The 26,081-nt window shown below is 39.3% G+C and carries 29 protein-coding genes; 2 read left to right on the forward strand and 27 right to left on the reverse strand.

Annotated features, from left to right (window positions below; all coding sequences use genetic code 11):
- Positions 1-29: 29 nt before the first annotated feature.
- The 23 genes from prfB to NSQ52_RS16820 all read right to left on the reverse strand — a co-directional run bounded on the left by prfB (position 30) and on the right by NSQ52_RS16820 (position 20,184).
- Positions 30-1,131, reverse strand: a protein-coding gene (prfB, locus tag NSQ52_RS16710) for a peptide chain release factor 2 (RefSeq protein ID WP_096881918.1) whose coding sequence is annotated in 2 segments (ribosomal slippage) — positions 30-1,058 and positions 1,060-1,131 — 1,101 coding nt in all. Because the reading frame shifts where the segments join, the coding sequence is not laid out codon by codon here.
- Between the two features lie 67 nt (positions 1,132-1,198).
- On the reverse strand, positions 1,199-3,724 hold the full coding sequence (gene secA, locus NSQ52_RS16715) for a preprotein translocase subunit SecA (RefSeq protein WP_047945628.1): 2,526 nt from the start codon (positions 3,722-3,724) through the stop codon (positions 1,199-1,201).
- Between the two features lie 198 nt (positions 3,725-3,922).
- A complete protein-coding gene (raiA, locus tag NSQ52_RS16720) occupies positions 3,923-4,486 on the reverse strand; it encodes a ribosome-associated translation inhibitor RaiA (protein ID WP_007499992.1) in 564 nt (187 codons plus the stop codon).
- A gap of 189 nt (positions 4,487-4,675) precedes the next feature.
- Positions 4,676-6,361 (reverse strand): methyl-accepting chemotaxis protein, encoded by a 1,686-nt coding sequence (locus NSQ52_RS16725; RefSeq protein ID WP_342473612.1) that lies wholly within the window; start codon positions 6,359-6,361, stop codon positions 4,676-4,678.
- Between the two features lie 33 nt (positions 6,362-6,394).
- Complete coding sequence (locus NSQ52_RS16730; protein ID WP_008348244.1) at positions 6,395-6,775, reverse strand: hypothetical protein; 381 nt, start codon at positions 6,773-6,775, stop codon at positions 6,395-6,397.
- A 13-nt stretch (positions 6,776-6,788) separates the two neighbouring features.
- Complete coding sequence (locus NSQ52_RS16735) at positions 6,789-7,130, reverse strand: flagellar protein FliT (RefSeq protein ID WP_008348246.1); 342 nt, start codon at positions 7,128-7,130, stop codon at positions 6,789-6,791.
- The gene (gene fliS / locus NSQ52_RS16740) at positions 7,127-7,531 is read right to left on the reverse strand and encodes a flagellar export chaperone FliS (protein WP_008348247.1); all 405 of its coding nucleotides are present in this window, start codon (positions 7,529-7,531) and stop codon (positions 7,127-7,129) included. Before fliS ends, NSQ52_RS16735 begins: the two co-directional genes overlap by 4 nt.
- Positions 7,532-7,548: 17 nt before the next feature.
- Entirely contained in the window at positions 7,549-9,063 is a 1,515-nt protein-coding gene (locus tag NSQ52_RS16745) for a flagellar hook-associated protein 2 (protein WP_342473613.1), read from the reverse strand.
- 20 nt (positions 9,064-9,083) lie between these two features.
- Positions 9,084-9,425, reverse strand: a complete 342-nt coding sequence (gene flaG, locus NSQ52_RS16750) for a flagellar protein FlaG (RefSeq protein WP_007499987.1) — start codon at positions 9,423-9,425, stop codon at positions 9,084-9,086.
- 153 nt (positions 9,426-9,578) lie between these two features.
- A complete protein-coding gene (csrA, locus tag NSQ52_RS16755; RefSeq protein WP_008348252.1) occupies positions 9,579-9,803 on the reverse strand; it encodes a carbon storage regulator CsrA in 225 nt (74 codons plus the stop codon).
- Positions 9,797-10,231 (reverse strand): flagellar assembly protein FliW, encoded by a 435-nt coding sequence (gene fliW / locus NSQ52_RS16760; protein ID WP_203143732.1) that lies wholly within the window; start codon positions 10,229-10,231, stop codon positions 9,797-9,799. The genes csrA and fliW overlap by 7 nt, the downstream gene beginning before the upstream one ends.
- Before the next feature lie 28 nt (positions 10,232-10,259).
- Positions 10,260-10,838, reverse strand: coding sequence for a DUF6470 family protein (locus tag NSQ52_RS16765; RefSeq protein WP_342473616.1), 579 nt, complete (start codon positions 10,836-10,838; stop codon positions 10,260-10,262).
- A 46-nt stretch (positions 10,839-10,884) separates the two neighbouring features.
- Entirely contained in the window at positions 10,885-11,796 is a 912-nt protein-coding gene (flgL, locus tag NSQ52_RS16770; protein WP_039169789.1) for a flagellar hook-associated protein FlgL, read from the reverse strand.
- Between the two features lie 8 nt (positions 11,797-11,804).
- Entirely contained in the window at positions 11,805-13,325 is a 1,521-nt protein-coding gene (gene flgK / locus NSQ52_RS16775; protein WP_099496871.1) for a flagellar hook-associated protein FlgK, read from the reverse strand.
- Between the two features lie 15 nt (positions 13,326-13,340).
- A complete protein-coding gene (locus tag NSQ52_RS16780) occupies positions 13,341-13,823 on the reverse strand; it encodes a flagellar protein FlgN (protein ID WP_342473618.1) in 483 nt (160 codons plus the stop codon).
- A gap of 18 nt (positions 13,824-13,841) precedes the next feature.
- Positions 13,842-14,105, reverse strand: coding sequence for a flagellar biosynthesis anti-sigma factor FlgM (gene flgM, locus NSQ52_RS16785; protein WP_003213252.1), 264 nt, complete (start codon positions 14,103-14,105; stop codon positions 13,842-13,844).
- Positions 14,106-14,184: 79 nt separating this feature from the next.
- Positions 14,185-14,604: a TIGR03826 family flagellar region protein gene (locus NSQ52_RS16790; protein ID WP_017357864.1), complete on the reverse strand. Its 420-nt coding sequence runs from the start codon at positions 14,602-14,604 to the stop codon at positions 14,185-14,187.
- 56 nt (positions 14,605-14,660) lie between these two features.
- Positions 14,661-15,347: a ComF family protein gene (locus tag NSQ52_RS16795; protein WP_172793290.1), complete on the reverse strand. Its 687-nt coding sequence runs from the start codon at positions 15,345-15,347 to the stop codon at positions 14,661-14,663.
- Positions 15,344-15,637, reverse strand: a complete 294-nt coding sequence (locus tag NSQ52_RS16800) for a competence protein ComFB (RefSeq protein ID WP_008348267.1) — start codon at positions 15,635-15,637, stop codon at positions 15,344-15,346. Before NSQ52_RS16800 ends, NSQ52_RS16795 begins: the two co-directional genes overlap by 4 nt.
- Before the next feature lie 64 nt (positions 15,638-15,701).
- Positions 15,702-16,829, reverse strand: coding sequence for a DEAD/DEAH box helicase (locus NSQ52_RS16805; RefSeq protein ID WP_342473620.1), 1,128 nt, complete (start codon positions 16,827-16,829; stop codon positions 15,702-15,704).
- Between the two features lie 371 nt (positions 16,830-17,200).
- Positions 17,201-18,043 carry a DegV family protein gene (locus NSQ52_RS16810; protein WP_342473622.1) on the reverse strand — a complete coding sequence of 281 codons (843 nt, stop codon included), beginning with the start codon at positions 18,041-18,043 and terminating at the stop codon, positions 17,201-17,203.
- Between the two features lie 211 nt (positions 18,044-18,254).
- Positions 18,255-18,944 carry a two-component system response regulator DegU gene (degU, locus tag NSQ52_RS16815; protein WP_008348273.1) on the reverse strand — a complete coding sequence of 230 codons (690 nt, stop codon included), beginning with the start codon at positions 18,942-18,944 and terminating at the stop codon, positions 18,255-18,257.
- Between the two features lie 64 nt (positions 18,945-19,008).
- Positions 19,009-20,184, reverse strand: coding sequence for a sensor histidine kinase (locus NSQ52_RS16820; protein ID WP_024719243.1), 1,176 nt, complete (start codon positions 20,182-20,184; stop codon positions 19,009-19,011).
- Between the two features lie 221 nt (positions 20,185-20,405).
- Here NSQ52_RS16820 and NSQ52_RS16825 point away from each other — a divergent pair, with 221 nt between their 5' ends.
- Together NSQ52_RS16825 and NSQ52_RS16830 are read left to right on the forward strand one after the other, a co-directional pair.
- On the forward strand, positions 20,406-21,074 hold the full coding sequence (locus NSQ52_RS16825; protein WP_017357860.1) for a YigZ family protein: 669 nt from the start codon (positions 20,406-20,408) through the stop codon (positions 21,072-21,074).
- Positions 21,059-22,156 (forward strand): LCP family protein, encoded by a 1,098-nt coding sequence (locus NSQ52_RS16830; protein ID WP_024719244.1) that lies wholly within the window; start codon positions 21,059-21,061, stop codon positions 22,154-22,156. Before NSQ52_RS16825 ends, NSQ52_RS16830 begins: the two co-directional genes overlap by 16 nt.
- A gap of 37 nt (positions 22,157-22,193) precedes the next feature.
- Here NSQ52_RS16830 and NSQ52_RS16835 read toward each other — a convergent pair whose 3' ends face one another.
- The 4 genes from NSQ52_RS16835 to NSQ52_RS16850 all read right to left on the reverse strand — a co-directional run bounded on the left by NSQ52_RS16835 (position 22,194) and on the right by NSQ52_RS16850 (position 26,069).
- Positions 22,194-23,261 (reverse strand): MraY family glycosyltransferase, encoded by a 1,068-nt coding sequence (locus tag NSQ52_RS16835; RefSeq protein WP_007499956.1) that lies wholly within the window; start codon positions 23,259-23,261, stop codon positions 22,194-22,196.
- 134 nt (positions 23,262-23,395) lie between these two features.
- Complete coding sequence (locus NSQ52_RS16840) at positions 23,396-24,643, reverse strand: glycosyltransferase (protein WP_144666230.1); 1,248 nt, start codon at positions 24,641-24,643, stop codon at positions 23,396-23,398.
- On the reverse strand, positions 24,612-25,367 hold the full coding sequence (locus NSQ52_RS16845; RefSeq protein ID WP_342473623.1) for a glycosyltransferase family 2 protein: 756 nt from the start codon (positions 25,365-25,367) through the stop codon (positions 24,612-24,614). The genes NSQ52_RS16840 and NSQ52_RS16845 overlap by 32 nt, the downstream gene beginning before the upstream one ends.
- Positions 25,368-25,391: 24 nt before the next feature.
- Positions 25,392-26,069 (reverse strand): hypothetical protein, encoded by a 678-nt coding sequence (locus tag NSQ52_RS16850; protein ID WP_039169802.1) that lies wholly within the window; start codon positions 26,067-26,069, stop codon positions 25,392-25,394.
- Positions 26,070-26,081 lie beyond the last annotated feature (12 nt).

Genomic DNA, 26,081 nt, shown 5'->3' on the forward strand with positions numbered 1-26,081 from the left:
TTAAAAAAACCCGGCAAGAAGCCGAGTTTTTATGATAATTTTGAACGTAAATACGCATCGATAAAGGAATCTAAATCTCCATCCATCACCGCTTGAACATTTCCCATCTCCGTGTTGGTACGATGGTCTTTCACAAGAGAATATGGGTGGAAAACATACGAGCGAATTTGGCTTCCCCAGCCAATTTCTTTCTGTTCTCCTCTGATTTCATCCAATTCCGCCTGCTGTTCTTCGATCCGTTTTTGATAAAGCTTAGATTTCAGCATTTTCATTGCACGTTCTCTGTTTTTGATTTGGGATCTTTCCGTTTGGCACGTCACGACGACATTTGTTGGGATGTGTGTGATACGAACCGCAGAGTCCGTCGTATTGACGTGCTGACCCCCTGCACCACTTGCACGATACGTATCCACCTTAATATCCTCTGTACGAATATCGATATCAATTTCTTCATTAAATTCTGGCATGACATCACAGGAAACGAAAGAGGTGTGTCTACGGCCTGATGAATCAAATGGAGAAATACGGACTAAACGATGGACACCTTTTTCTGCTTTTAAGTAACCATAAGCGTTATGTCCTTTAATCAGTAATGTCACAGACTTAATTCCCGCTTCATCACCAGGAAGGTAATCAAGTGTTTCGACCTTAAAGCCTCTGCGCTCTGCCCAGCGAGTGTACATTCTGAGTAGCATAGAACCCCAGTCCTGTGATTCAGTACCACCTGCACCTGGGTGAAGCTCAAGAATGGCATTGTTTTTATCATAAGGTTCGCTTAAAAGAAGCTGTAGCTCAAATTCATTAAACTGCTTCGTTAAGTTCTTCAGCTCTTTTTCAAGCTCTGCATGAAGCTCCTCGTCATAATCTTCCTTTAATAAGTCATGTGTCATTTGTAGTTCTTCATGCGATTCACTGAGTTCATGATAGGAGTTCACAGAATCCTTTAGTGCATTGGCTTCATTGATTACCCCTTGAGCCTTTTGCTGATCGTTCCAAAAATCAGCCTCTGACATCGTCGCTTCAAGCTCTGCGATTTTGACTTCTTTTGTTTCTAGGTCAAAGAGACCCCCTAAAATCAGCTAGCCTGCTAGCCATATTTTCAAGCTCTTGTCTAATTTCTACTAATTCCATATCCTTCACCTCATAGATGTATCGGGGCTGACATGAATAGAAAGAGGTTTTCACCTCTTTCCATTACTTATTCTGTCTTCCCATGACAATTTTTATATTTCTTGCCGCTTCCGCAGTGACATGGTGAGTTTCTTCCGATATCCACCACTTTACGCACCGGCTTTTTCTTCACTGTTTTCTCCTCATCGCCTTCTTGAGGCTGATGAGCAGTTGTTTGTCCTTGAACGACTTCTTCACGTTCTAGGTTGTTTTGGATTTCTGATTTCAGCACATATTTAGCGACGTCATCTTCAATTGAAGCGACCATATGCTCAAACATCGCAAATCCTTCCATTTGATACTCACGAAGCGGATTGGTTTGTGCATATGCACGTAAATGGATTCCTTGACGCAGCTGATCCATTGCATCGATATGATCCATCCACTTCGAATCTACTGCACGAAGAACGATGACTTTTTCAAATTCACGCATTTGTTCATCGCCAAATGTCTCTTCTTTTGCATCATATTTCTCTTTAATCCGCTCCATGATGAATTCGGTGATCTCATCTGCTTCTTTACCGAAGATATCTTTGACCGAAATGGCACCTTCATCTAAATAGTTTGTGTTGATTAATTCAACAAGACCATCTAGTTTCCATTCTTCTGGAAGCTCATCTTTCGGCGTATAAGAGCCAACAGCCCGCTCAATAGACGATTGAATCATATTGATCACAATCGATTTCAAGTTATCAGAATCGATGACTTCAAAACGCTGTTTGTAAATGACTTCACGCTGTTGACGAAGAACATCATCATATTGCAGAAGCTGCTTACGCGAATCAAAGTTATTCCCCTCAACACGTTTTTGAGAAGATTCAACAGCTTTTGAGACCATTTTACTTTGAATTGGAGTAGAGTCATCCATACCGAAGCGATCAAGCATCGCCATTGTCCGCTCTGCACCAAATCGGCGCATCAATTCATCTTCCATTGAGAGATAGAATTGAGTAATCCCTGGGTCTCCTTGACGACCAGAACGACCACGGAGCTGGTTATCAATACGGCGTGATTCATGACGCTCTGTCCCAATAACAGCAAGACCGCCTAGTTCTTTCACACCTTCGCCAAGCTTGATGTCTGTTCCACGTCCCGCCATGTTTGTCGCAATTGTGACGGCACCTTTTTGTCCAGCTTCCTCAATAATTTGTGCTTCACGCTCATGGTTTTTCGCATTTAACACTTGATGAGGGATGCCTTTATTTTTAAGCAGTTTTGAAATCAATTCAGATGTCTCAACCGCAACAGTTCCGACAAGGACCGGCTGTCCTGTCATATAACGCTGTGCGACGTCTTCAGCTACTGCTTTAAATTTGCCATCCATTGTACGGTAAATTAAATCAGGTCTGTCATCACGCACAACCGGTTTATTGGTTGGGATTGTGACAACTTGCATATTGTAAATGTTACGGAATTCCTCTTCTTCCGTTTTCGCTGTACCTGTCATACCAGATAGCTTTTCATACATACGGAAATAGTTCTGGAACGTAATGGTTGCAAGTGTCATGCTTTCATTCTGCACTTCAAGACCTTCTTTTGCTTCAATGGCTTGGTGCAGACCTTCACTATAGCGGCGTCCTTTCATTAAACGTCCTGTGAAGGAGTCAACGATGACGACTTGACCATCTTCCACAACATAATCAACGTCTTTTTGCATCGCAACATGCGCCTTAAGAGCCTGCGCGATATGGTGGTTAAGAGCAACATGTTTGACATCAAACAAGTTCTCGATGCCAAATGCTTTTTCCGCCTTCGTCATTCCGCTTTCAGTCAGCTGTACACTTTTTGTTTTAATATCATAAGTGAAATCGTCTTCTATTTTTAACGTACGAACAAAGGCATTTGCTTGTACGTAAAGTTTCGTCGATTTTGCAGCTTGTCCAGAAATAATAAGAGGTGTTCTCGCTTCATCAATTAAGATGGAGTCAACTTCATCAATGACGGCATAATGAAGTGGTCTTTGAACCATTTGCTCTTTGTACAGCACCATGTTATCACGTAAATAATCAAAGCCAAGCTCATTGTTTGTTGAATACGTGATATCAGCAGCGTACGCTTCTCTTTTTTCATCTTTGTCTAAGCTGTTTAAGTTTAAGCCAACCGTTAAGCCAAGAAATTCAAAAATCTTGCCCATTTCCTCTGCATCACGACTTGCCAAATATTCGTTGACTGTCACAATGTGGACGCCTTTTCCAGAAAGAGCATTCAAATAAACAGGCATTGTTGAAGTCAACGTTTTACCTTCACCTGTTTTCATCTCAGAGATATTCCCTTCATGTAGGGCAATCCCCCCCATGAGCTGCACCTTAAATGGGAACATTCCTGTCACGCGGCGGGAAGCCTCACGAACCGTTGCAAATGCTTCAACCAAAAGGTCGTCTACAGATTGTCCTTTTTCAAGTTTTTCTTTAAATTCGATCGTTTTATTTCGTAAAGCCTCGTCAGATAATTTCTCAAAATCTTGAGCGAGAGCTTCGATTTCATTTGCCTTTTTTTCATATCGGCTGATCGTACGTTTCGTAGGATCAAACACTTTGTTTAAGATTCCAAGCATATAATAACGCTCCTCTATTTCATGCAATTTTTCGGCATGTCCAAAAGTTTGACAGGTCCATATTTACCTGCATTTATCATACCATACCTTCCTTGATTTCCAAAGAATTTGCAATGATTTAGCACAAAAAACCCGCCCCTAATGAAGGGAGCGGGTTTACTTTTTTTAGGTCATTTTCGGATCAAAAGGAACGAATGATTAAGCGTTTGGCTCAATGAGTCCATATTTACCGTCATTTCGGCGGTATACCACATTGGTCAAATTTGTCTCAGCATTTGTGAAGACAAAGAAACTGTGACCTAACATGTTCATTTGGAGAATGGCCTCTTCGCTATCCATTGGTTTTAAATTGAAGCGTTTTTGTCTGACGATTTCTGTTTCATCAATCTCTTCGTCATCTTGAACTGCTACTTCGGACGCACCGTTTCCTCCAGCAAATAAATGCTTTTTCGCACCTTGCTCACGGAATTTACGGTTCACTTTCGTTTTATGTTTTCTAATTTGACGTTCTAATTTACTGGTTGCTAGGTCTACTGCATTGTACATATCCTCATTATGCACCTCTGCTCGAAGTGCTAGATCAGTCATTGGAATGGTAACCTCAACTTTAGATTCTTGATCGTTGTAAAATTTCAAGTTCACGTTGACTGAAGCATCAACATCTGACTCAAAATAACGCTCCAGCTTTCCAATTTTTTTCTCGACATGATCTCTTAGTGCAGGTGTTACTTCGATGTTTTCTCCTCGGACATTGTAATTCATGTAAAGAACGCCTCCTTTAAAATTAAGGATATGTAAACTTATTTCTACTTTTCCCTCCTTTTCTCCTGCTCAAACGTAAAAAAAATGTGAATTTTTATTGAAATTTGTCGAATCCTGCGGTGCTTCAGCTTTTACTTGATAGGTGATGAATATATATTCGATTGATTCTTGAAAAAGACCATCGCACTGTTAAATCTTGAAAGATGAAATAGATGTTTTCAGTGATTGAGACAAAGATTTTAAATCTTCCGCAGCTGCTTTCATTTCCTCATTCGCCGCTAGTGATTCTTCAACAGCCGCCGACATGTACTCTGTTTCCTGAGAATTTCGCTTGGCTCCTTCTTCTATCACACCAATTGTTTGAGAAATTTCTTCTGTACTAGCTGAGATTTGCTCTGTCGTGGCAGAAAGCTCCTCTGCTTTCATCGAGATATCACGGATGGATTCCAGAATTTCTTGAAAACTCTGTTCAGACAATTGCGATACTTTCACACCTTCTGCTATATCTCGTTCCACTTTCGTCATAGATTGAGACGATCTTTCAGTATCTTTGTTCACGTTGGCGAGTAGCTGACTAATTTGATCAGTCAGCTGACTTGATTCTTCCGCCAGCTTTCTGACTTCATCTGCAACAACCGCAAAACCTCGTCCATGTTCCCCAGCCCTTGCTGCTTCAATGGCTGCGTTTAAAGCAAGTAAATTTGTTTGATCTGCAATGGCATGAATATTCCCCAGCAGGTCTTGAATGCCGGTAAACTGTACTTGTACATTGGCCATTGTAGAATGATGTTCATTCACAGATTCCTTAATAGAACTCATTTGTTTCACAAATTGTTGAATGAGGGATGCACCCTCTTCAGCCTTTTCAGTCACTGAAATTGAGTGACCCGAAACATCAGACGTATGTTCAGCCGCATTATGCATACCAGTCGAGACTTCTTGAATCGCCGAAGCTACTTTTCCTACTGCATCCGATTGTTCACGTGAAGCTTCACTGACCTGTTCAATCGAGCTAGACGTCTGTTCACTCGCCGAAATGGTTTGACTGATGGTTTCTTCAAATTGAGCAGCAGAATCAGCTAATTGCCTTGACCCGTTTTGCACCTGTAAGATGAGCTGACGCAAATGAGCTGTCATTTGGTTAAAAGCCGTACCGAGCTGGCCAATTTCATTTTTAGAGGTTACTTCAATCTCTTCAAGTGTGAGGTCACCATCTGCCATTCTTCTTGCTGCATGTGTGACAGAGACAATCGGTTTTGTCATACGATGAACAAACCTTGTGCCAATGACTAAAAAGCCGACTATAATCGCTGCGCTAACGAGAATGAGCGTCAGCAATAATTGGTTACTTTCTTCATTGAGCTGACTGATTTTTTGATCCCGCTGTTTCAATTGTGTTTGAGCAAATTCTTTTGTAAAGGTATGTATTTCTTGTTCGATAGGTTGTAATTCTTGACTGAGGCGGGTGTTGAATTCTTTTTGATTGTTGGTATTCAATGAGATAAATAGCCTTTTCGTGGATTCATAATAAAGCTCATTCTTCTGAGAAATCTTTTCTAACAATTTTTTTGCTTGTTTGACTGTACTCAGTTTTAAAGCATCACCTGTTTTTTTATTAATATCAACATAGGTATCTTCAATATTTTGTGAGACTTTCCTATCCTGCACAACCACATACGTTTTGATTTGTGCTTCCTGCTTTTGTAGCAGTGCCTCTAATTCCAGTGAGGTCTGGTACAGCTTTACTTCTTTGGTGAGGAGTGCTTTATACGATTGATCTGTTTTGTAATAGATAAAGCTAGAAAATCCTAAAATACTGACAAACAATACACATATGACAATAAGCCCAAATAAAAATTGATTTTTTAGTCTCATAAATTCCTCCGAATGGTCTGAATTGAACAAAAATTAATGAATGACATACGGCCTCATACAGGCATGTATTTCATCCATCCACTTTCTATATTCAGGTATAAAATATGATGTAAGGAATGACTGGAAGTGATTTGAAGGGAATGTATAGAAAGCTAGTATATCGAAACTTAAAAAAATTTGGTCAAACGATCGAATCGTCTTGGCAAAGTGCTCATTTTCAATAATCGAAAGCAGAAGCGGATGTGTTGTCTCTAAATGAAAGAAGGCATGGATCAGATCATTAAAGATCCGATCCCCTTCTGTTTTAGCGAAATCCTTCTCAATTTCATCTAAATATTTTAGACTCTCTTCTATCGTATATAGAAGGTCATAATATGTGGTTAATAAAATATAGTCATCTGAACGATACGCCACAGGTCTCACCTATTTATTTCCGTTTATCGTAGTATACGCCGTCACTTGTCATGGGCTGATACGGATTTTGATAATTCAGCTGTTTTGTTTTCTTACGTTGAATGGCTTGAATATCTGCCTTGATCCCATTTTGAATCTCCGTTAATTGCTTGGCCATCAGTTGATCTGTTTGAATGATTTCTTTGATTTTCTCTTTTTCTTGAACGGAAAGCTCATGTTGAATGTCTCTCATTAGTTCGTCTCTCTCAACTAAAAAAGCATCAAAGTCTTCAACGAGTGTTTCGCTTTGCGGGTTGGCCTCTATTTCCGCTGCCATTTTTAACGTTTGGTCGTGCAGTTGATCCACAATACTCATAGAGATCCCCCAATAGAGTGGTGACGCCCTTTTCGATCGGTTTGAATGACTTCCTTCCAAGCATCTCGGAAATCAGTCACATATTGCTCTACTTCATTCAGGATCTCTTCGTCATTTTGCAGATTGGCTTCAATCAGTCTTCGATAGATGTAGTCATACATACTTGCCATGCTCTTTGATACATCATACGTACGATTTAAGGTGACATTTAATTCTTGGATGATGTTTTGAGCCTTTTTCAGGTTCAAGTTTCTCATTTCAGCATCTTCTTTTTGAATGCCATGCTTTGCTAGTCTAATAAACTTTAAGCATCCTTCATAAAGCATAAGCGTTAACTCGGCCGGTGTTGCGGTCTCAATAGAATTTTTCTGATAGGCGGCATAAGGGTTCTGAATTGCCATATGTTATAAACCTCCAATTATTGTCCAAGCAGTTGAGAAAGATAGCCAGATTGGTTGTTTAGCTTTTGAATCGCACTATCCATGGCGTTAAACTTTTTGTAGTAACGAGCTTCTACCATTTTTAAACGGTCTTGGAATGTGCTCATTCGTTGAGTCAAAGAATCAAGGTCCTTACCAAGTCCGTATTCCTTTGATGCCATCGTTGTGCTACCAGCCTTTGTCTGAATGCTCTTTGAGAAGGCTGATAAGGAATTTTTGATACGATGAATGATTCCTTGTTCTTTATATTGCTGCTGCGCTTTATCTTTATCTTTTGAATCTACATTTAGCGAACCTGACATAAATATTTGACTAATCTTCTGTGGGTCTTCTTGAATGGCTTTTCTTAGTTTCGGTTCATCAATGACAAGCTTTCCGCCATCTTTATATTTATCTGAAGTGGCAATTCCGATTTGTGTCATGTGAATTTTATTCCCATCACTTGTCGTAATATCAACATAAAAATCACTTCTTAATTTAGATGCACCAGATCGTAAAATTGAATCACTTCTCAGCAAGCCAGACTTCGCAGTCGTTTCCCATAGCTCGACTTCTTTGTCAGACATGGCTTTTTTCTCTTCTGCTGTTAATGGATAGTAGTCTCTATTTCTTTTTTCATTGACTTTACCATTAATCTCTTCAACAAGTTCATTGTATTTATCAACGAATTGTTTGATTTTATCAAAGATGGCATCGACATCTGTTGAAACGTTCAAACTGACAGGCTTATCTGTTGTTCCTTTAAGTTCATATGTGATACCAGCCTGCGTGAAGGTATTATTGTTATTTTCCATTTTGAGACCATTAATTTCGTATTGCGCTTTCTGCCCTTGAGTAGTCGCAACTAATTTATTACCTCCATCCACTTGGAATCCTAATTGCGTTAAAAATGAAGCAGAATTACCATCCGCTGCCTTAATACTGACACCTTCTCCAGTCGTACGGGAAGTCAGAGCGATTGTATCCACGTAGTTGGTCCCATCAAAGATTTGGCCTTTATAAGCCGTGACACCTAGTTGAGCGTTGTTCAATTTTGACACGATTGAATCAAGGGTATCTGTATCAGTCGTATTAATGGTCACTGTTTTGGGTGTCGTAGAATCTGGTGTCGTCACCTCAAATGTGAACGTACCGTTTGCAGCAGTAAATCCAGATGTACCAGAAGATTTGAATACGGAAGCTGTCGCTAGTTGGGTCACATTAATCGAGCCAGAGGTAGCATTTGTTGATCCAGTTGCTGTGACAGCAGATTCATCGGAGCTTGTGACCTTTTTTGCGCCATAAGTACTCGGATATGTTAAATTTAGTTTGGCAATGAGATCATCTAATTCTTTGACCTTTGAATTGACCTCGCGGTAGCTGTCTCTTTGCCATTCAAGTGTTTGTTTCTGACGTGTCATTTTATCAAGTGGTGCTTGCTCAGTTTTCATTAGCTTTGAGACGATTTCGTCAATATCAAATACATTTGAAAATCCAGTAATTCGATTAACCATTGTTTATGTTCTCCCTTCAATTACATTCTTTTATCGACAAATAAACCGACAATCTCTGTCATTGCCGCATAGAAATCAAGCCATTCTTTGGAAGGAATCTCTCTAATGACTTCTTCGGTTTGGTTATCTACGACTTTGACATAATATTCATTGAGTTTTTCATGTAATTCAAATTGAAGATGAAATTGAGTAGGTTCAATCAGCTTATTTGCTCCTTGAAGCGTTTTCTCAATTTCTTCTTTTGAAACGACTTTTCCATTTGCTTGTAAATCAGTGTTTGCATTGTCATTTTGATGATTCGTAACACGGGTTTGAAATGCATCAATCAGTGGCTCTAGCGAAGTCAACTTACCAACAGACATAGTTATTCAGCTCCTGTGCTTTAATCTATCTTTTATATCGGCTTTGAATTATTAAATTAAATATAGATGGACCGATTTGTTAAAGTTTCATATAGATGGTGTACTTCTACGGTTTCACACGGAGGAGGATAGACAAATAGGATAAAAAAATCCTCACTTTTTTTGTGAGGATAATTGAGAAAGTAGATCAAAGGACAAGCTAGCAGCACGGCTGTTTTCTTCTTGAATAGACAGGTATACTTCCTTCCTGTGAATATCAATATGCTTAGGAGCCTCAATTCCGACTTTTACTTGGTCGCCTTCAATCGCAATAATTTTAACTTCAATATCGTCGCCTATTTGAATCGATTGATTTAATTTACGAGATAGAACTAACATGAGGAAGCCACCTCTAACAAATGTTTTGTATGATAGGCTGTATCATGCAAAATGACCTGCTTGGCTTTCATGTTTTTCCGATTCACAATAATAGGCGCTCTTAAATTGGCTGTCGTTTTTTCAATAGAAGATCCCATTGTTAAAATAACCATGACTTCCACATCATTGGCATCTTCTACCCCAAGAATGTCTACAACCGATTCTTCTAAGTCAAATTCATATTGATTGAAGAACAAAAATGGGCTGCTGACAATAAAGCCTAGTTCTGCATTTTTCAAAGATTGAAGAACTAAAAATGGGGATTCTTCTGATAAAGGTAAAATGACAAATTGTTTTTGATCCAGAAATCCTGGTATACCATTAGAGAAGTGAATGATTTGCTCCTCTTTAATCGTCACTTCGCCATGGTATTTTGTTTGAATGATCATAATTCACGACCTTTTTCATTTTTCTTAACTATACCTTATCACCATTTTGACCTGTTTCGTCAACTTCTATTTTTAATTCTGGGTATTGTAACATATCAATATGAACTTTACCTGGCTGGTAGTTAACAATTGGTTTATGAGGTGTTGCCTCTATAATAGCTTTTTGCGGCTCCACATCAATTTTAAGTTCAGATGGCTGATAGTGAATTTTCACACTAAAAAATGAAGGAATCACACCGATGCTGAATTGTTTTGCTGGAGGACTGCCGTTGATTTTCGCAAACTCAGCAATCGCATTCCCACCATTCTCGATCTTGATGAGTTCACTTCCTTCTTCCGCTCTACGTCCCATTCCTTCTCCAATCGCACGTTTCCCCTCAGCCGCCCATTCCTCTGAACGTCTAAAAATCGACTTAATATCCATATCGGCAAACGCCTCGGTTTGATCTATGGTTAATTTCGACGGTGTCCTTGTGATATTCATGACAGCTCTTGGCTGCTGAATGTCAAGATCCGCTCTTGGCTGCTCTACTTCTTGCCTGGAAGGGGTAGTCGACATTTGCAGCTTTGCATAACTTTGCTCCATTAACAATCTAGGGATTTGCATAGGTTCACCTCCATGATGCAAAAAAGCACCCAACGGATGCTTTTTCTTATCTTAAGAAATCGACAAGGGATGGCTGAATCACTTTAGCTGTCGTCGCTAAAGCAGCTCTATTCACAGTCTCTTGTTGAAGAAGATCAAGAATGGCTTTTTCACTTTCTACATCTTCGGCATCTGATTTAGCCTTTTTCAGCACTTCAAATTGCGAAGTCAAACGGCTCCCGACTAAGTCAACACGATTCGATCGCGCACCAAGATCTGAACGCTCAGCACTCATCACTTCTTTAAACTGATCGATATCCCCTAATGCATCGTCAGAATTCGCAAACGTTCCATTTTTAAATGAGTTTTCTAAGTCAGTCAGCATTTCAATGACATTTTGACCACTGGCAGATTGCCCACCAAAAGCTGAAAGAGGATTTGAATTCACATTTAATGTGATTCCATCAGAAATGTTCGATTGAACCACGTTTGCATCTGTATAGTTTTCAAAGTTAAATGTAAACGTACCATCTGCATTCTCTACAACTGGTTTAACATTGGTATTCGTCCCATTAAAAACAAACTTACCTAACATCTGCGTGTTCATTGCATCAATGATTTGATTCTTCATCTGACCAATTTCTACCCCGATAGCAGCTAAATCTTCTGGCTGTTTTGTTCCATTGGCCGCATCGAGTACTTTATCTCGTATATTTGACATGATATCAATTATTTCAGTGACACTTGTTTCAGATGTATCAATCCAGTTTCGTGCCTCATTTAAATTAGTTTGGTATTGCTCATTTCGAAACATGGCTGTACTATACTGAAGACTTTTCACTGCTGCAACAGGATCATCAGACGTTTTTGTGAAACGTTTTCCAGACTGTGCCTGCTCATTAATTTTAGAGAGTTTTTCATAACTTTTACTAATATTTCGAAGTGAATTTTGAGAAATCATACTTTGCGTGACTCGCATCAGTTACCCTACCTTCCTACGACTCCCATGCCGTTTATTATTTTATCTAATACTTCGTCTTGTAACGTCATAATTCTTGCTGCTGCATTATACGCATGCTGAAATTGGATCATGTTCGTCATTTCTTCATCAATAGATACAGCACTAGTTGACATCCTGCGTTCATTGGCTGAATTCACAAGAGCTGCTGAACTGCTTTCAAGGGTCATGTTCTTTTTAGCTTGTATCCCCATTTCGGCAATGACATTCTGATAGTAATCCTGAATTGTTGTGGTATTTCCGCCGATTGGTAGCTTTAAGTTTTGAATATTAGCTAATTTCGTAGCATTCGAACCATCACCTTGCGTTTGATTAAGAGATGCAGCAATGTTATCTGTCGATGCTAAAATCACGTCACTCACTTTGATACGGGCTGCCAAGCCTTTATTCAAATCATTGTTATTCTCAATATCGAAAAAGTCTTGTCCACTTGTGCCATTTAACGTGTACCCTTGCTTATGGACGTCGTTAAAAGCATCCATAAATACTTTTGCTACTTCATCCAGCTCAGCAAGCATATCCGGGTACATGCCTTTTTCATCTCCATTAGACATGTAGCCATACGCCTCAACAAGTGCTTTTACTTTACCATTCACTTGTAATTGATCAGCTGCGATGGTTGTCGTTCCAAATTGGAGTGAGTTAACAAGTCCCGTCGTATTATCATAGGAAAGTTGCAATTCAGATTTTTCATTGGTAATGCCATTTAAAATTGTTCCAGCAGATTGTCCATTTGCACCGATAATATCGATGTTAACGGTTCCTTCAGCAATTTCCAGAGCATTTCCTCCAGAAGGGTTGTAGCTCACTTTAATATCAACAAGTGAGGAAAGCTGATCTATAAGAGCGTCTCGCGTATCATAAAGATCATTGGGAAGATAACCATTTGGCTCAACTGTTGCAATCTGTTTATTCACTTCATCAATTTGAGTTAATAGGGTGTTCACATTTTTTGCCGTTGAATCGAGTTCAGTTTTTAAATTCTTTTGTATCGTTGTTAAAGAAGAATTTAGCAGGCGGAATTGATCTACTAAAGCTTGAGCACTTGTCTTAACAACTGTACGGGCTGAAGCAGTATCAGCATTTTTCGATTCTGATAAGACTTGTAATGATTTCCAGAGATTATCAAAGGCTCTATTCAAGCCTTCATCTGTCAAATCATTCATCACTCCTTCCATTTGTGAAAGAGCATCAGACTTCGTCGCATAATAAGACAAGTTATTGTTATGATCTCTATACTGAAGATCTAAAAAGCTGTCTCGAATTCTTTCAACAGTTCCAACTTGGACACCTGTCCCCATTTGGCCGTATGTCTTGCCATCATAAACAGAAATCACTGGGTAAGGATTCTCTGCTTTAAAGGTAACTCTCTGTCTTGAGTAGCCATCAGTATTTGCATTGGATACGTTGTTTGATGTGACATAAAGCCCTGCACGCTGGGCTGTGATTCCTCTTTTTGCCGTTTCTAGTCCCATGAATGTAGAACCCATAGATATCCTCCTTGTTTACGCCTTTGAATCAAACAAAGCCCTATGCTGTTTAGGCTTTGAACTCTCAAGACCATTTTGTCCGTAATTCATATTTTCTTTGTTAGGATTCACAAGATCGAATGTCAGTGAAATAAATTGAAGTGACTGCTGAATAAGCTGTTTGTTCAGTTCGTTTACATCTTTCAGTTCCACCATGATGTCATTCAGCTTCTCATATAACGAAATAAGCTCTTCTTGATCCGTTCCTGTAGCTTTTTCGATGCATGCGGTGATTGTCGGCGATTGATCACTTTGTAAAAATTGAACTGCTGCTTCAATCCGCTTTTCTTCTAATTGTGAAATGGCCTGAATATATTTTTGCTCAAGGTTCAGAACCTCTGAAAGAGCATCGATCTCATTATTTTTCAGCATTTCTGTTTTATTCTTAGACAGCTTTAGAAGCTGTTCATGTAATCCGTAGAGACGGTGCAGTTCTTCAATCATTAATTTTACTGACATTCACGCTACTCCCTTTTGTTATTGTTGTTTATAAAAATTCAACATTTTATCTGCAATGCCTTTTGTATCTACTTGATATGTTCCGGCTTCAATGCTTTTTTTAATTTGGTCTATTTTATCTTGACGTTCTTTCATGATATTCGGCACCTTTTGCATTTCGATTGCCTTTTTAGAAATTTCGACTTTGTCAGTTGATTTTGCTTGATTCGATTGCAACGTTTGTTTCTCATATGTTTTCTTGTAAGGATTTACTGGTTGTGTTCCATATCGATTAATTTTCACGGGATTCCTCTCGCTTTCCGTTACAGTCTGTCTTGATTCTATCCATTTTATCGACCAAACTGCAACTTAGTTTAGGGAATCAGTCGTTTTTAGGATTAATGGCATAATAGGTGTCTTTTTTCCTAGATTCAATCTCCCTTTTACGCTCTTCTTCTTGGTCCATTTGGCTGATTTGCGTCTTTATATCCTTTTCACAATGGCTACACAGCTTGTTTTTTCTGATCGGTTGGCCGCATCTTTCACAAGGATAATTGATATTCGGGAATTGACTAATTTGAAGTCTTTTTAAACGGATAAATTTCAGGATTAATTCTTCATCAACTTCTGTTGCGTCTACTATTTCAGCAATGGTTGATTGTCTATTACTTTGCTTACGCAAGAATTTATAAACGATATCAAAAGAACGTTCTTCTTCTTCAAAGCATTTGTTACAAACCGTTTGGATGGTGGTTTTTAAAAATAACTGATTACATTGTGGACAGTTTGCCAATTGATTCATAACCAAAACCCCTTACGTTATTTTCTTTTCTTAATATCGGTTGATTGTCATGATTTTTAACTACGAATCAACGTAAAAGAGGAAACACTTTTGGCGCCTGCGTCTTTTAAAATTTTTGCTGCATGATAGACTGTCGCCCCAGTTGTATAAATATCATCGATTAATATGATATCCTTTAGAACGATCGGGTTTGACTGCCTTAATTGGAACAAATTCTGTTGATGTAAACGTTCATTTTTTCTTTTCTTAGACTGCTTACTTTGATGTACTTTTATAAGTGGCTCCAATATAGGTCCGCCAATCATGGAAGCAAGCATCATTGACTGATTGAATCCTCTTTCCTTTAATCTCTCTTTACTCAAAGGAATTGGGACAAGGACCGGTTCTTTGATTGAAAAAGAACGTTTAAACGCTGACTGTACATCTTTTTTAAATAGATCAGCTAAAGCCGTATCACCTCGAAATTTAAATCGAGCTAGAATATCTTTCATAAAGTCGTTGTAAGCATAAACAGACCGATTCATTACAAGAATCTCAGCAAAATCCCGTCGTTTATCCCACCTTGAACAATCCTGACACAATTGATCATTTGATTGCGCTCTTCCGCATTTGGGACAAGTAGGACCTTGAATCTTCATCAGGTGGTTCTTACATGCTACACATAAACGATCTTCATTTAATAGTAGGAATGATTTCCATGTAAAAGCAGCCACAAAATGGCTCTCACAAATTGGACAAATCAACGCTTTTCTTTGTTCAACGGCAAATGATTTTCGCACCTTGGATATGTAGTGACCGTTGAAGCAGCTTCTGTCAGAATGACGAGCATCGCCGTATTTTTCTGTTTATCCACCATCTCGGATTTACTGTAGGATATTTTATCGATATCTGTTATATATTGCGGTTTCACTTGATTTAGAGAAATGGCTAATACATCTTCTATACATTTTTCACAATGACAAATCATGTTTAATTGGTTGAGATATTGATAGAGAATTTCTTTAAGTAGTATTTCTTTTGCGTTGAGTAGCATATTTTGTCTCTCCTGCCATTTGTGTTTTGTGAATATAATGTACCATGATTTAGTTGAACCCACACTATTTTTCAGAAAACTCTTTTTCAGCTGTATTATTCATTTTTACGATATGTTTCTTTGCTTGTTTCATACTTCTCGTTAAACCAAAATGAAAAAAGTATACGTCTCCGTTAAAAAAATCTGGATGTCTCCCTGCTCTACCAGAAATTTGGACAAGTGCACTTTCTGAAAAAATAGGAGATTCCGCACCTAATACGCCCACCTGAACATCTTGAATGGTAACGCCTCTTTCTAGAATAGTTGTTGTAACCAATACATCATATCTATGATCTCTGAAATGCTGGACTTTTTGCTTCCTTTCTTGATCATCCGCAGAAACACCCTGTACATTTACATCTTGACCTTGAAGAATATGAGTTACCTTCTTCATAGTAGAAATAGAAGGAACAAAGAGTAACACTCTTTTTTTCTTTGTGATATGTTCATGCAGCCAGTTCATTGTAGATGCTGGAAGCCGATTTCTTTTTAATTTCTTTTTCCAATCTCCAACCCATTGAAATGTTGGGACAGGCAACGGTTTTTGGTGGAAGCGCAGAGGAATTTTGATCGCTTCTAATTGTCTACGAGCAACATCTTTTTGCATTTTTTTAGATGGTGTGGCACTTAAGTAAATTCTAACTCCTGTTTTTTTCATTGACTTTAAAACAGCAAACTGAAGCCGTTCATCCATTGAATAAGGAAAAGCATCGACTTCGTCTACAATGAGGACATCAAAGGCGTTTTTATATCTCATTAGCTGATGGGTTGTAGCGATCATAAGCGGCGCCATTTGAAATCTTTGAGAACTCCCGCCATAAAGTGCAGCTATATTCAGTCCTTGAAATGCCTTTCTCATTCGAGGTTCAAGCTCAAGTACAACATCGGTTCTAGGCGTCGCAATACAAACACTCATTCCGTTATTTAACGCATATTTTATTCCATGAAAAAGCACCTCCGTTTTCCCCGCACCACAAACAGCCCAAACGAGCAGATCAAATTTGTTTTGGATTGCTTCTACTAGCCTATCGGACGCTCTCTTTTGCCCTTTAGAAAGCTCTCCCTGCCATGTTAATTCAACTTGTCTTGTTTCTTTCTTTTGTGGACCCGTCCATTCGTAGAGAAAGCCACATTCGCTTACTTTTCCCAGCATGATGCAGGATCTACAGTATACACAGTCTTTTTTACATGTTTCACACGGAGAGAGGGCAAAGTAGCGCTTGTTTGATACACCGCACCGGCAGCAGATCAAACCACTCGCCACCCTATCGACTGCAGGTGTTCTATGGATAAATCCTTGATTCTCCAGCCACTCCAATTCGGACTGTGTACATTGACATTCAACAGGAAGAAGGTGCCTTGATTGTAGCTTGTGACTGAGTTCCATTGCTTTTTCCAGATTCAATTTCACGCACTACCTTTCCATTCATGTTGACCCATTATGTACAAAGAGAAGGCCTTTCGTCTAATTGTAAAAATAGAAAAACAAATCCCCTTTTCCATGAGAAAAGGGGATTTTGATATCTACCTGATGATCCAGCCAAGTGCTAAAGAGCCTTCGCCTAGATGAGTGCCAATCACGGCACCAAAGTAGCTTTTATAAAATTCAACATGAGGATACTTTTCTAATAAGTGCGCAATTAATTCATCTGCTTCTTCTTCTCTATTACCATGTATCAGAGTTGCCCTCATTGGAACACCACGTGATGCATCTTCATCAAATAATTCAAAAATACGTGAAATGGCTTTTTTGCGTGTACGAATCTTCTCAAAAGGGACAATTAGCTTGTTGTCAAAATGCAAGATAGGCTTTACCTTTAAGAGGCTTCCAATAAAAGCCTGAGCACCATTTAATCTGCCGCCTCGTTGTAAATGAGTTAAATCGTCTACCATAAAATAAGCTCTTTGATTTTCTTTCAGATAATTGAGATGGGAAATCACTTCTTCTGGAGAAGCACCACCTTGGATTTTTTCAGCAGCTTCTAACACATAAAAACCTTGCGCCATACAGCTAGTCTCTGTATCAAACGGATAAATGTCGATTCCGTCAACTAGTTCATTCGCTGAGGCCGCACTATTGTATGTTCCACTAATTCCGCTTGACAGATGTATACTAATCACAGCATCATATGTTTCACTAAGTTTTTCATATAATTCTATAAGTTCACCGAAAGCAGGCTGAGAGGTTGTTGGAAGTTCTTTATGTTTCTTGACTTCTTCATAATATGTCTTCCAATCCATTTCTACTTCTTCACGGTATGATTCAGTACCAAAGATGACATTCAGAGGGATCATATGAATATGATGTTTATCACGCAGTGCTTGTGGTATATAAGCAGTACTGTCTGTTACAACGGCTATTTTCATTCTTAAATACCTTCCTTATCCGTTAAGTTGCTTTTTAAAAAAGAATGATCATTGTTTTTCACTAGATTTATAATACTAATCAAAAAAGCTTGCCTAATCAATAGGCAAGCCCGCTATATCCGAAAAAGACTCCTTACCTGCCTATCATTACTCTCTAACTTGAATGTGAGAGAACTAAAAACAGGCGAAAAAGGAGTACTTGTCCGGAACATTATCTCATTTCTACCCAGCCGTTTTTAATTGCTACAACAACAGCTTGAGTACGGTCGTTTACATTCATTTTTTGCAAGATGTTACTCACGTGGTTTTTGACTGTTTTCTCACTAATAAAGAGCGACTCACCAATACCTCTGTTGCTCTTTCCGTCAGCTAACATTTGAAGAACTTCACATTCACGTCTTGTTAAGATATGAAGTGGTCTGCGAATTTCAGGATATACCTCGTGCTGTGGATGTGCTGAAACGCCGCTTGTTGCTAAGCGTCGGAATTCATTTACTAAGTTATGAGTGACTTTCGGATGTAAATAAGAGCCTCCGTCAGCTACTACTTTTACTGCTTCAATGAGGGTATCTGCATCCATTTCTTTTAACAAGTAGCCTCTTGCTCCTGTTTTTAATGCATGTGTCACATAGTTTTCATCGTCATGAATAGATAGGATAATGACTTTTGATTCGGGATAAAGCTCTACTAGCTGTTTTGTAGCCTCCACACCATTTACATTCGGCATATTAATGTCCATAATGACAACATCCGGATGATAGTGTTCTACGATACGTGCAGCTTCGTCACCGTCGTCTCCTTCTGCAACTACTTCAAAAGTAGGTTCAAAATCTAAAATCCGTTTGACACCTTCACGGAATAATTGGTGGTCATCGATAATTACAATATTTACTTTAGTCACAAGCTACGCCTCCCCATGTTTATTGTTCTACACCTGAACTTTATGGTCAATATGTCTTTTGTCTCTATTTTACAATTTTATTTTGTAATGTTAACGGTACTCTAATCATGATGAATGTCCCTAGACCTATTTTTGAGTCTATGGTCATTTTACCTTCTAGTAAGTCTACGCGCTCTTTCATACCAAGTAACCCAAAGGATTTGTTTTTATTTGTTTTCACATCTTTCATATCAAAGCCTTTTCCATCGTCTTTGATAATTAACGTGACAAAGTCTTTCGTCACTTCAACCTTCACAGAGATTTCTTCAGCTTCAGAATGCTTTAAAGAATTTGTGACAGCTTCTTGAGCTAGTCTAAACAGTGCCACTTCGAATTGAGAAGCAATTCTTTCATTTTCTGTATCCCCTAGGCATTGGAACGTGATCTTGGTTTTTCCATCATACTCTTCGATTGTGTTTAAATATTTTCTTAGCGTCGGAATGAGACCCAAATCATCTAAAGCCATTGGTCTTAAATCATAAATGATTCTTCTCACTTCGTACAGAGCATTTCGCACATTCTGTCTGAGACTTCTAATTTCTTTAAAGCCTTCTTCTGTCCCACGATCTCTGAAAATCCGTTCAATTAATTCAGAGCGCATCATCACGTTTGCCAGCATCTGTGCCGGACCGTCATGAATTTCACGGGATACCCTTTTACGTTCTTCTTCTTGGGCTTCAATAATTCTAAGTCCAAAATCTTGTTTTGCTTGAGCATCTTCAAGTAACACGCCAACTTGGCGTAAGTCCTGATTGAGATAGTTGAGAACCACTGTGATCTGGCTCACAAGCGTTTCAGAGCGTTCAATGACGTCTTGCAGGCTTAACAATCGTCTTTCGAGATCATCTCTTCTTTCCCTCAGCTGTTTTTCGCGCTGCTGGATCATGGTCAATTCTACTTGCAGGTTATGTGCTTTTTCATAGGCTTCTCGTATTTCTTCTTCGCTGAATTTGTTGAAGTTTCTGCTGACCTCAGATAATCGATTTCTAGCATGTCTCGTATGTACTTCTAGTTTATCCCCAAAATCAATTACTTCGTTGACTTGCTGTTTAATTTGCTTGAGCTCTTCTACTAGGCTTTCATATTGTTGACGGGACTGTTCGCCGATTCTAAATACTTCGTCCTTACTGCCATCAACTGTACTTAGCATTTTCATGATGATTGAATCCAATAACTTCGGATCCATTTTAGGTGTTGTCATGGCTTTTCCCTCCCGTAACAGTGATGTCATCTTTTTTTATTATAAATGTCATTGATCTGCATTTTATGTCGAATTATAATGAAAGAATGCGTATAAATCATGAAATTTTTATGACGACCCTTTTTCCGCTCCTATCATCATAACAAAATACGCTGTAAAATTCTAAAACCAATGCAAATTTTCTCTAGCCTTACAATTTGCTTGTCAGGAGGGTATGTCTTTTGCTGAACCGCTATCTCACAGTAAAAAGCCGTGGCGAGCATGAGATCGTCATTGAAAAATCACGTTTTATTTGTCATATACAACGTGCTGTCTCAGAAGAAGAAGCACAAGCCTTTATACAATCCATAAAAAAACAACATTGGAACGCCACTCATAATTGTTCCGCCTATTTGATCGGTGAACATGATCTGATTCAAAAAGCAAATGATGATGGTGAACCAAGCGGTACGGCAGGGGTACCTATGCTTGAAGTGCTAAAAAAACGCAAGCTGAAAGATACAGTTGTTGTCGTCACTCGTTATTTCGGCGGTATTAAGCTAGGTGCCGGTGGATTAATTCGTGCGTACGGAAAATCTGTGTCTGAAGCTATTAATCATGTTGGTATGGTAGAACGCTGTTTAATGCGTACGATGCACACAACAATAGATTATACATGGCTTGGAAAGGTAGAGAATGAGCTTAGAGCCTCATCTTTTCAGCTAAAAGACATCCATTATGCAGAAGATGTGATTTTTGAAACGTATGTAGAAGAAACACAAACAGAGCAGTTCATTGAATGGATGACTGAGTTAACTAATGGAAAGAGTGTTACTAAAGAAGGCGAATTGATTTATTTAGAAAAGGACGTTGGTCCGATAAAGGAGACAGATGAATGGCACAACGAGTAAAAGTGCGTGTACGAAAGAAAAAGAGTAAGAAGAAAAAGATTTTCAAACGGATTCTGGTCTTATTTTTGCTTCTCTTCATCTGCATGGGCGGATTTGCAGTTTATAAGATTGTGAATACACTCCAGGCTGCTGACAAAACTTATGATGAATTAGAGCGTGGGGAGAAATCGAAACTCCGTGATGCTGTCATTGATATAAAGAAAAAACCTTTCTCTGTCCTATTTGTTGGTATAGAGGATTACGCCACAAATGGTGATCACGGCCGTTCAGATTCACTCATCGTCGCAACGATTAATCCTCAGGATAAAACGATGAAAATGGTCAGTATCCCCCGTGACACACGAGTACAGCTTGCTAGTGACACAACGGGAAATAAAGTAAAGATCAATGCGGCATTTGCTAAAGGCGGTAAAGACGAAACGATTGAAACTGTCGAACAATTCTTGCATATCCCAATTGACAAATATGCAACAGTGGACTTTGACGGTTTTAAGGATGTCATTGATGAAGTTGGGGGAATCGATATAGACGTTCCATTTGACTTCAATGAAAAAAGTGACGTCAAAAAATCGAAAAAGATTTACTTTAAAAAAGGGAATATGCATTTAAACGGGGAAGAGGCACTTGCTTACGCGCGAATGAGAAAACAAGATCCACGTGGTGATTTCGGGCGTAACGATCGTCAGAAACAAATCTTACGTGCCATGATTGATCAAATGGCGAAACCTCATAACATTGCAAACGTGGATAATATTGCAAAAGAAGTAAGTGATCATATAACAACCAACTTCCGCATCACAGAAGGACTTGCGCTACAGCAAATTTACAGTGGTTTTAAAGGAGACGATACTGAAACACTATCTATTAAAGGATCAGACCTTTATTTAGGACCAAATCGAACATACTTCTTTGAGCCAGATCAAACCAACTTGGCTGAGGTGCAAAATGAGTTAAGGACGCATTTAAAGCTTCCTGCTGAGTCATCGTCCTCAACTGAAACAAATACACAAACCGATTCATCTTCTGGTACAACAGGGTCAGCCGATACCCAGGCCCCTTCGACCAGCACATCAGGACAATAATAGGAAAACAGCCCGTTCCTTGGAAGCGGGCTGTTTTTTATTGTCTTTTGACCATACGTTTGTAGAATTTCGTAAATGGTTTAAACTCTTCGTTCACCAAACCAGTGACTTCAGCAATAACTTGCATAAACATGACCAGTAAAAAAATGATGATCAATGACAGCCAAATGGTGGCACTTGTCAGCAAAATCGCACTTAAGCTGAAGACTAAGCCAATCATGTAAATCACAATCACTGCCATTCGATGTGATAAGCCAAAGGCCATCAGTCGATGATGGATGTGTGATTTGTCAGGTGCTGAGATAGGCTGTTTATTCAATATTCGTCTTATGATCGCAAAGGTCGTATCAAAAATAGGCACACCTAAAATAATCACAGGGACAACAACACTAAACAAAGTAACACTTTTGTACAATCCTAAAAGTGACAGGACCGAGATCATATAGCCTAAAAATAACGAACCTGTATCACCCATAAATATTTTTGCTGGATGGAAGTTATAAAAAAGAAAACCGATGGTACTGCCAATGACGACAAGAGATAACGAAAGAATCAGGATCTTGTCCGCAGAAAATGCCATGACGGCAATCGTGGTTAAACCGATAACCGAAATTCCAGCAGCCAGTCCATCTAATCCGTCAATTAAATTGATCGCATTTGTAATCCCAACAATCCATAGTACAGTCAGGGGATACGCCATCCATCCTAACTCCAGTCGATCTGTTAAGAAAGGAACAGAGAAAAAGTCCATTTTTAAGCCCGTGCTCACGATTAAGCAAGCAACGAGAACTTGCACAAGAAATTTAAATTTTGCACTTAAATTATATTTATCATCAAATATACCTAAAATGACGATGAGTACAGCGCCAACTGATATAGCTGTAATTTTATTATGTAGAAACAGCCCGCCTGCTAGTGCTCCAGCCGCTACCCCAATAAAAATCGCCAAACCGCCCATTCGAGGCATTACTCTATCATGAACTTTTCGTTTATTCGGCTGGTCCACTGCACCAATCTTAATTGCAAACTTTTTGACGATTGGTGTCACAATTAAAACTGTAGCCAGAGAGACAAAAAACGCTAATAAGGCGCGTTCGTAATCCATAGGTCAGTCTCCTTCTAAATTGAAATCTGTATTTTGTATATTGGCCGCTCTTTCCATTATACAATTGAATATAGGATGATCACAAGCTCCCCCTAAGAAGAAGAAACAAATAAAAACGCACAATCCTGAATGAATTATGCGTTTTCTTTAATATTCGTTAATTCCACCATGTTTGTGAACAGTGCGTGCCAATCTTTTTTCTTTGCCCGGCTTTGTCTTAGATGTCTGCATTTCATGTCATCTTTTTTACTGATCACTTTCTGGCAGGCTTCGACGAAGAGAGCTGGATCTTCGCCCTCTACATATTCATACACATCATTCTCTTTTAGCCTTTCCGTTGATGGAAGATTTAAACCAACAACAGGGATTCCGGCAGCTAAAAATTCATACAGCTTGAGCGGAAAAACCGCTTGATTGTAAGGAGACTGTTTGTATGGCATCATCCCTACATCAATTAATTTCATATAAGCAGGCACTTCTTCTGGTGCGACTGCTCCAGTCCATAGGACATTGGGCAGTTTGAGTGCATGCTGAAAAGATGGATCTCCATTCGTTCCATCCGGACCGACAAATAAAAATGTCCAATCTGGCTGCATGCGAGCAGCTTGAGCGATCATGTCAAAATCGAGCTTCGGCTTGATCCCACCTATAAAGCCAAGAACCGTTCCCTCTCTTCCCTCTAGCACGTCTTCCCTGCTAGGGAGGTTGCTTTTTGCAAACACATCATACTCGACGCCATTTTCCACTGTAAAGACATCTTTCGGTTCACCCATGAGCCTTTTTTTGATTTGATCATGTAAGTATTGTGAAGAGCATGTAATGCTGTGCGCATATTTAATAATGCGGTTTTCTGCTTTTACAATGACTCGCTGTCTCATATAAGAGAGAATGTTGTTTTTTCCGCTGATGGGCTCTCCCCACAGGTCACTGCAATCATACACAATATGTTTCCATTCAAATAAAGAAGATAAGAGCGGAAATCCCGGAAACGTATACCATAAACAGACGGCTATGCCCTGCTTTTCTTCTTGACGCAAATGCTCAAGAAGAGGAGATAATTTATGAAAATAAAACATATCTTGATAACGGCCAAAGCGAAAAAACTTGCTCTTGAGCACATCAGGAATGGTCATTTGCTTCATTCGATCCGTTATAGGCTGAAAGGGAGCTGAATGACGATTGGCAGATGGGCATACCCAGATGACCTCTTTCGTTTCTGGATCAGATGCAAGAAATTCCGCCAGTCGATGCCGTCTGTACCTTAGGCCATCGTGTCCCCATTCTCCCGTTGCGACAATCACATGTATGATCGACTCTGCTTTCACCTTTATCACCTTTTTTCCCTTCTGTTTATAAGCGCTTTTTGACAGCATTTGTGGCATAGTGCATAAAACACCAAGATGCTTTCACAAAATGAAGCTGCTCAATTTCTCTATAGACAAACCATGTTTTTTTCGCTGCTTTCCACTTGTTACTAGAAATCGAGTTTCCCACGATGCGATATTCACTGAGCGGCTCACTCATTCCATAGGCAGTAAATCCTTTTTTTAAAATAGAGAGCCATGTGGCTAAGTCCTGCCTTGTTCGAATGTTTGGCATTTCCACGTGTCCTACTTGTTGAAGATCGAGCATCACCGTCAAACAGCCGATAATCGTATTTTTTAAAGCTTCATTGTAGTTCAACTGAGCCGGCGCTGTGACGGTTTTTTGTAACGGCTCTCCATTTTCTGAAATGATGTCATATGCCGTGAAAGTAAAGGCATGATCATTTTCTAACATAAACTTGACCTGCTTTTCGAGCTTTGTCTGTTTCCACATATCATCGCTATCTAAAAAAGCGATAAAGCGGCCTTTCGCCTGTTTGATGGCGGTGTTTCTAGCAATAGCGGCTCCCCCGTTTTCCTCTAAATAAATGACGTTGATTCTGTCGTCCGTCTGACTTAATTCCCCTAACAACTTCCTTGTGCCATCTATTGAGCAATCATCTGCAATGATCATCTCCCAGTTGGAATAGGTTTGGGCAAGGACGGAATGAACTGTATCCGTTAAATAACGTTCCGCATTATACGCCGGTGTAATAATTGATACTAACGGTTGATTGTTCACCTAAGACTCATCTCCAGTTCATCATTAAGATTCTTTGAACACTTCAGGTAACACCACAAACATAAGCGAGATGCTAAGGCCAATGACAAGTCCAAGCAGTGCTCGTTTTTTCGCTGACATGCCTTTGCCTGCTTCATCAAGCACTTGGGCAGGATCGACAATCTTTGCCTGCTTCATCCCGAGCTTTGTCGATTCCAATTCATATAAAAATCGTTCTTTATCGACCTTGGAGTCATTGCTGACAGATTCATCTTCAAGAGCGGATAGTCTCCTTTCAATGACTTGCTGTCTTTTCGTAAATAAGGCTTTGTCCTGCTTTAAAAATGTATCTGACACTTGTTTCACTACCGCCAAAGCTCGAGCTTGATCAGCATCTGTAAACGACAACTGCAATTGTGTATCGGACTGGTTAGTGAGAATCAAACGATTTTTCACATCCTGCCTTTCTTCTTCCTTTACATCACGGAGTGCTTGATTCAGAAATGCATCACTTTTTAATAGAGATGTCACTTCTGCCATATTGTTATACACACCGTCGTCATATTTCCCAAGCGTCAAGGTCACAGCAGCTGTGTAACTAGACTGTTCTACTGTCCCCTTGGCAAAAAAGAAACCAAAAGCAGCCAATACAACGGGCAGCAGCACAAGCCAGACGATATATTTTTTCATTCGCTTCCCTATTCTTAACATAAAACCAGACATGCTCATTCTCCC

This window comes from Bacillus sp. FSL W8-1141, assembly GCF_038593205.1.
GTDB classification, from domain to species: Bacteria; Bacillota; Bacilli; order Bacillales; family Bacillaceae; genus Bacillus; species Bacillus altitudinis.

Coding starts and splice junctions, on each gene's coding strand:
- fliS (WP_008348247.1), bottom strand. CDS start 7,531: ATGGCAATTCAGAACCCTTATGCCGCCTATCAGAAAAATTCTATTGAG.
- NSQ52_RS16800 (WP_008348267.1), bottom strand. CDS start 15,637: ATGCTACTCAACGCAAAAGAAATACTACTTAAAGAAATTCTCTATCAA.
- NSQ52_RS16765 (WP_342473616.1), bottom strand. CDS start 10,838: ATGCAAATCCCTAGATTGTTAATGGAGCAAAGTTATGCAAAGCTGCAA.
- NSQ52_RS16830 (WP_024719244.1), top strand. CDS start 21,059: ATGGCACAACGAGTAAAAGTGCGTGTACGAAAGAAAAAGAGTAAGAAG.
- secA (WP_047945628.1), bottom strand. CDS start 3,724: ATGCTTGGAATCTTAAACAAAGTGTTTGATCCTACGAAACGTACGATC.
- NSQ52_RS16850 (WP_039169802.1), bottom strand. CDS start 26,069: ATGTCTGGTTTTATGTTAAGAATAGGGAAGCGAATGAAAAAATATATC.
- flaG (WP_007499987.1), bottom strand. CDS start 9,425: ATGTCTGTTGGTAAGTTGACTTCGCTAGAGCCACTGATTGATGCATTT.
- NSQ52_RS16835 (WP_007499956.1), bottom strand. CDS start 23,261: ATGGATTACGAACGCGCCTTATTAGCGTTTTTTGTCTCTCTGGCTACA.
- raiA (WP_007499992.1), bottom strand. CDS start 4,486: ATGAATTACAATGTCCGAGGAGAAAACATCGAAGTAACACCTGCACTA.
- NSQ52_RS16735 (WP_008348246.1), bottom strand. CDS start 7,130: ATGAGTATTGTGGATCAACTGCACGACCAAACGTTAAAAATGGCAGCG.
- fliW (WP_203143732.1), bottom strand. CDS start 10,231: ATGATCATTCAAACAAAATACCATGGCGAAGTGACGATTAAAGAGGAG.
- flgK (WP_099496871.1), bottom strand. CDS start 13,325: ATGGGTTCTACATTCATGGGACTAGAAACGGCAAAAAGAGGAATCACA.
- NSQ52_RS16745 (WP_342473613.1), bottom strand. CDS start 9,063: ATGGTTAATCGAATTACTGGATTTTCAAATGTATTTGATATTGACGAA.
- NSQ52_RS16725 (WP_342473612.1), bottom strand. CDS start 6,361: ATGAGACTAAAAAATCAATTTTTATTTGGGCTTATTGTCATATGTGTA.
- flgL (WP_039169789.1), bottom strand. CDS start 11,796: ATGCGAGTCACGCAAAGTATGATTTCTCAAAATTCACTTCGAAATATT.
- NSQ52_RS16780 (WP_342473618.1), bottom strand. CDS start 13,823: ATGTCAGTAAAATTAATGATTGAAGAACTGCACCGTCTCTACGGATTA.
- csrA (WP_008348252.1), bottom strand. CDS start 9,803: ATGTTAGTTCTATCTCGTAAATTAAATCAATCGATTCAAATAGGCGAC.
- NSQ52_RS16820 (WP_024719243.1), bottom strand. CDS start 20,184: ATGACAACACCTAAAATGGATCCGAAGTTATTGGATTCAATCATCATG.
- NSQ52_RS16805 (WP_342473620.1), bottom strand. CDS start 16,829: ATGCTGGGAAAAGTAAGCGAATGTGGCTTTCTCTACGAATGGACGGGT.
- NSQ52_RS16810 (WP_342473622.1), bottom strand. CDS start 18,043: ATGAAAATAGCCGTTGTAACAGACAGTACTGCTTATATACCACAAGCA.
- NSQ52_RS16790 (WP_017357864.1), bottom strand. CDS start 14,604: ATGAATCAATTGGCAAACTGTCCACAATGTAATCAGTTATTTTTAAAA.
- NSQ52_RS16840 (WP_144666230.1), bottom strand. CDS start 24,643: ATGCCACAAATGCTGTCAAAAAGCGCTTATAAACAGAAGGGAAAAAAG.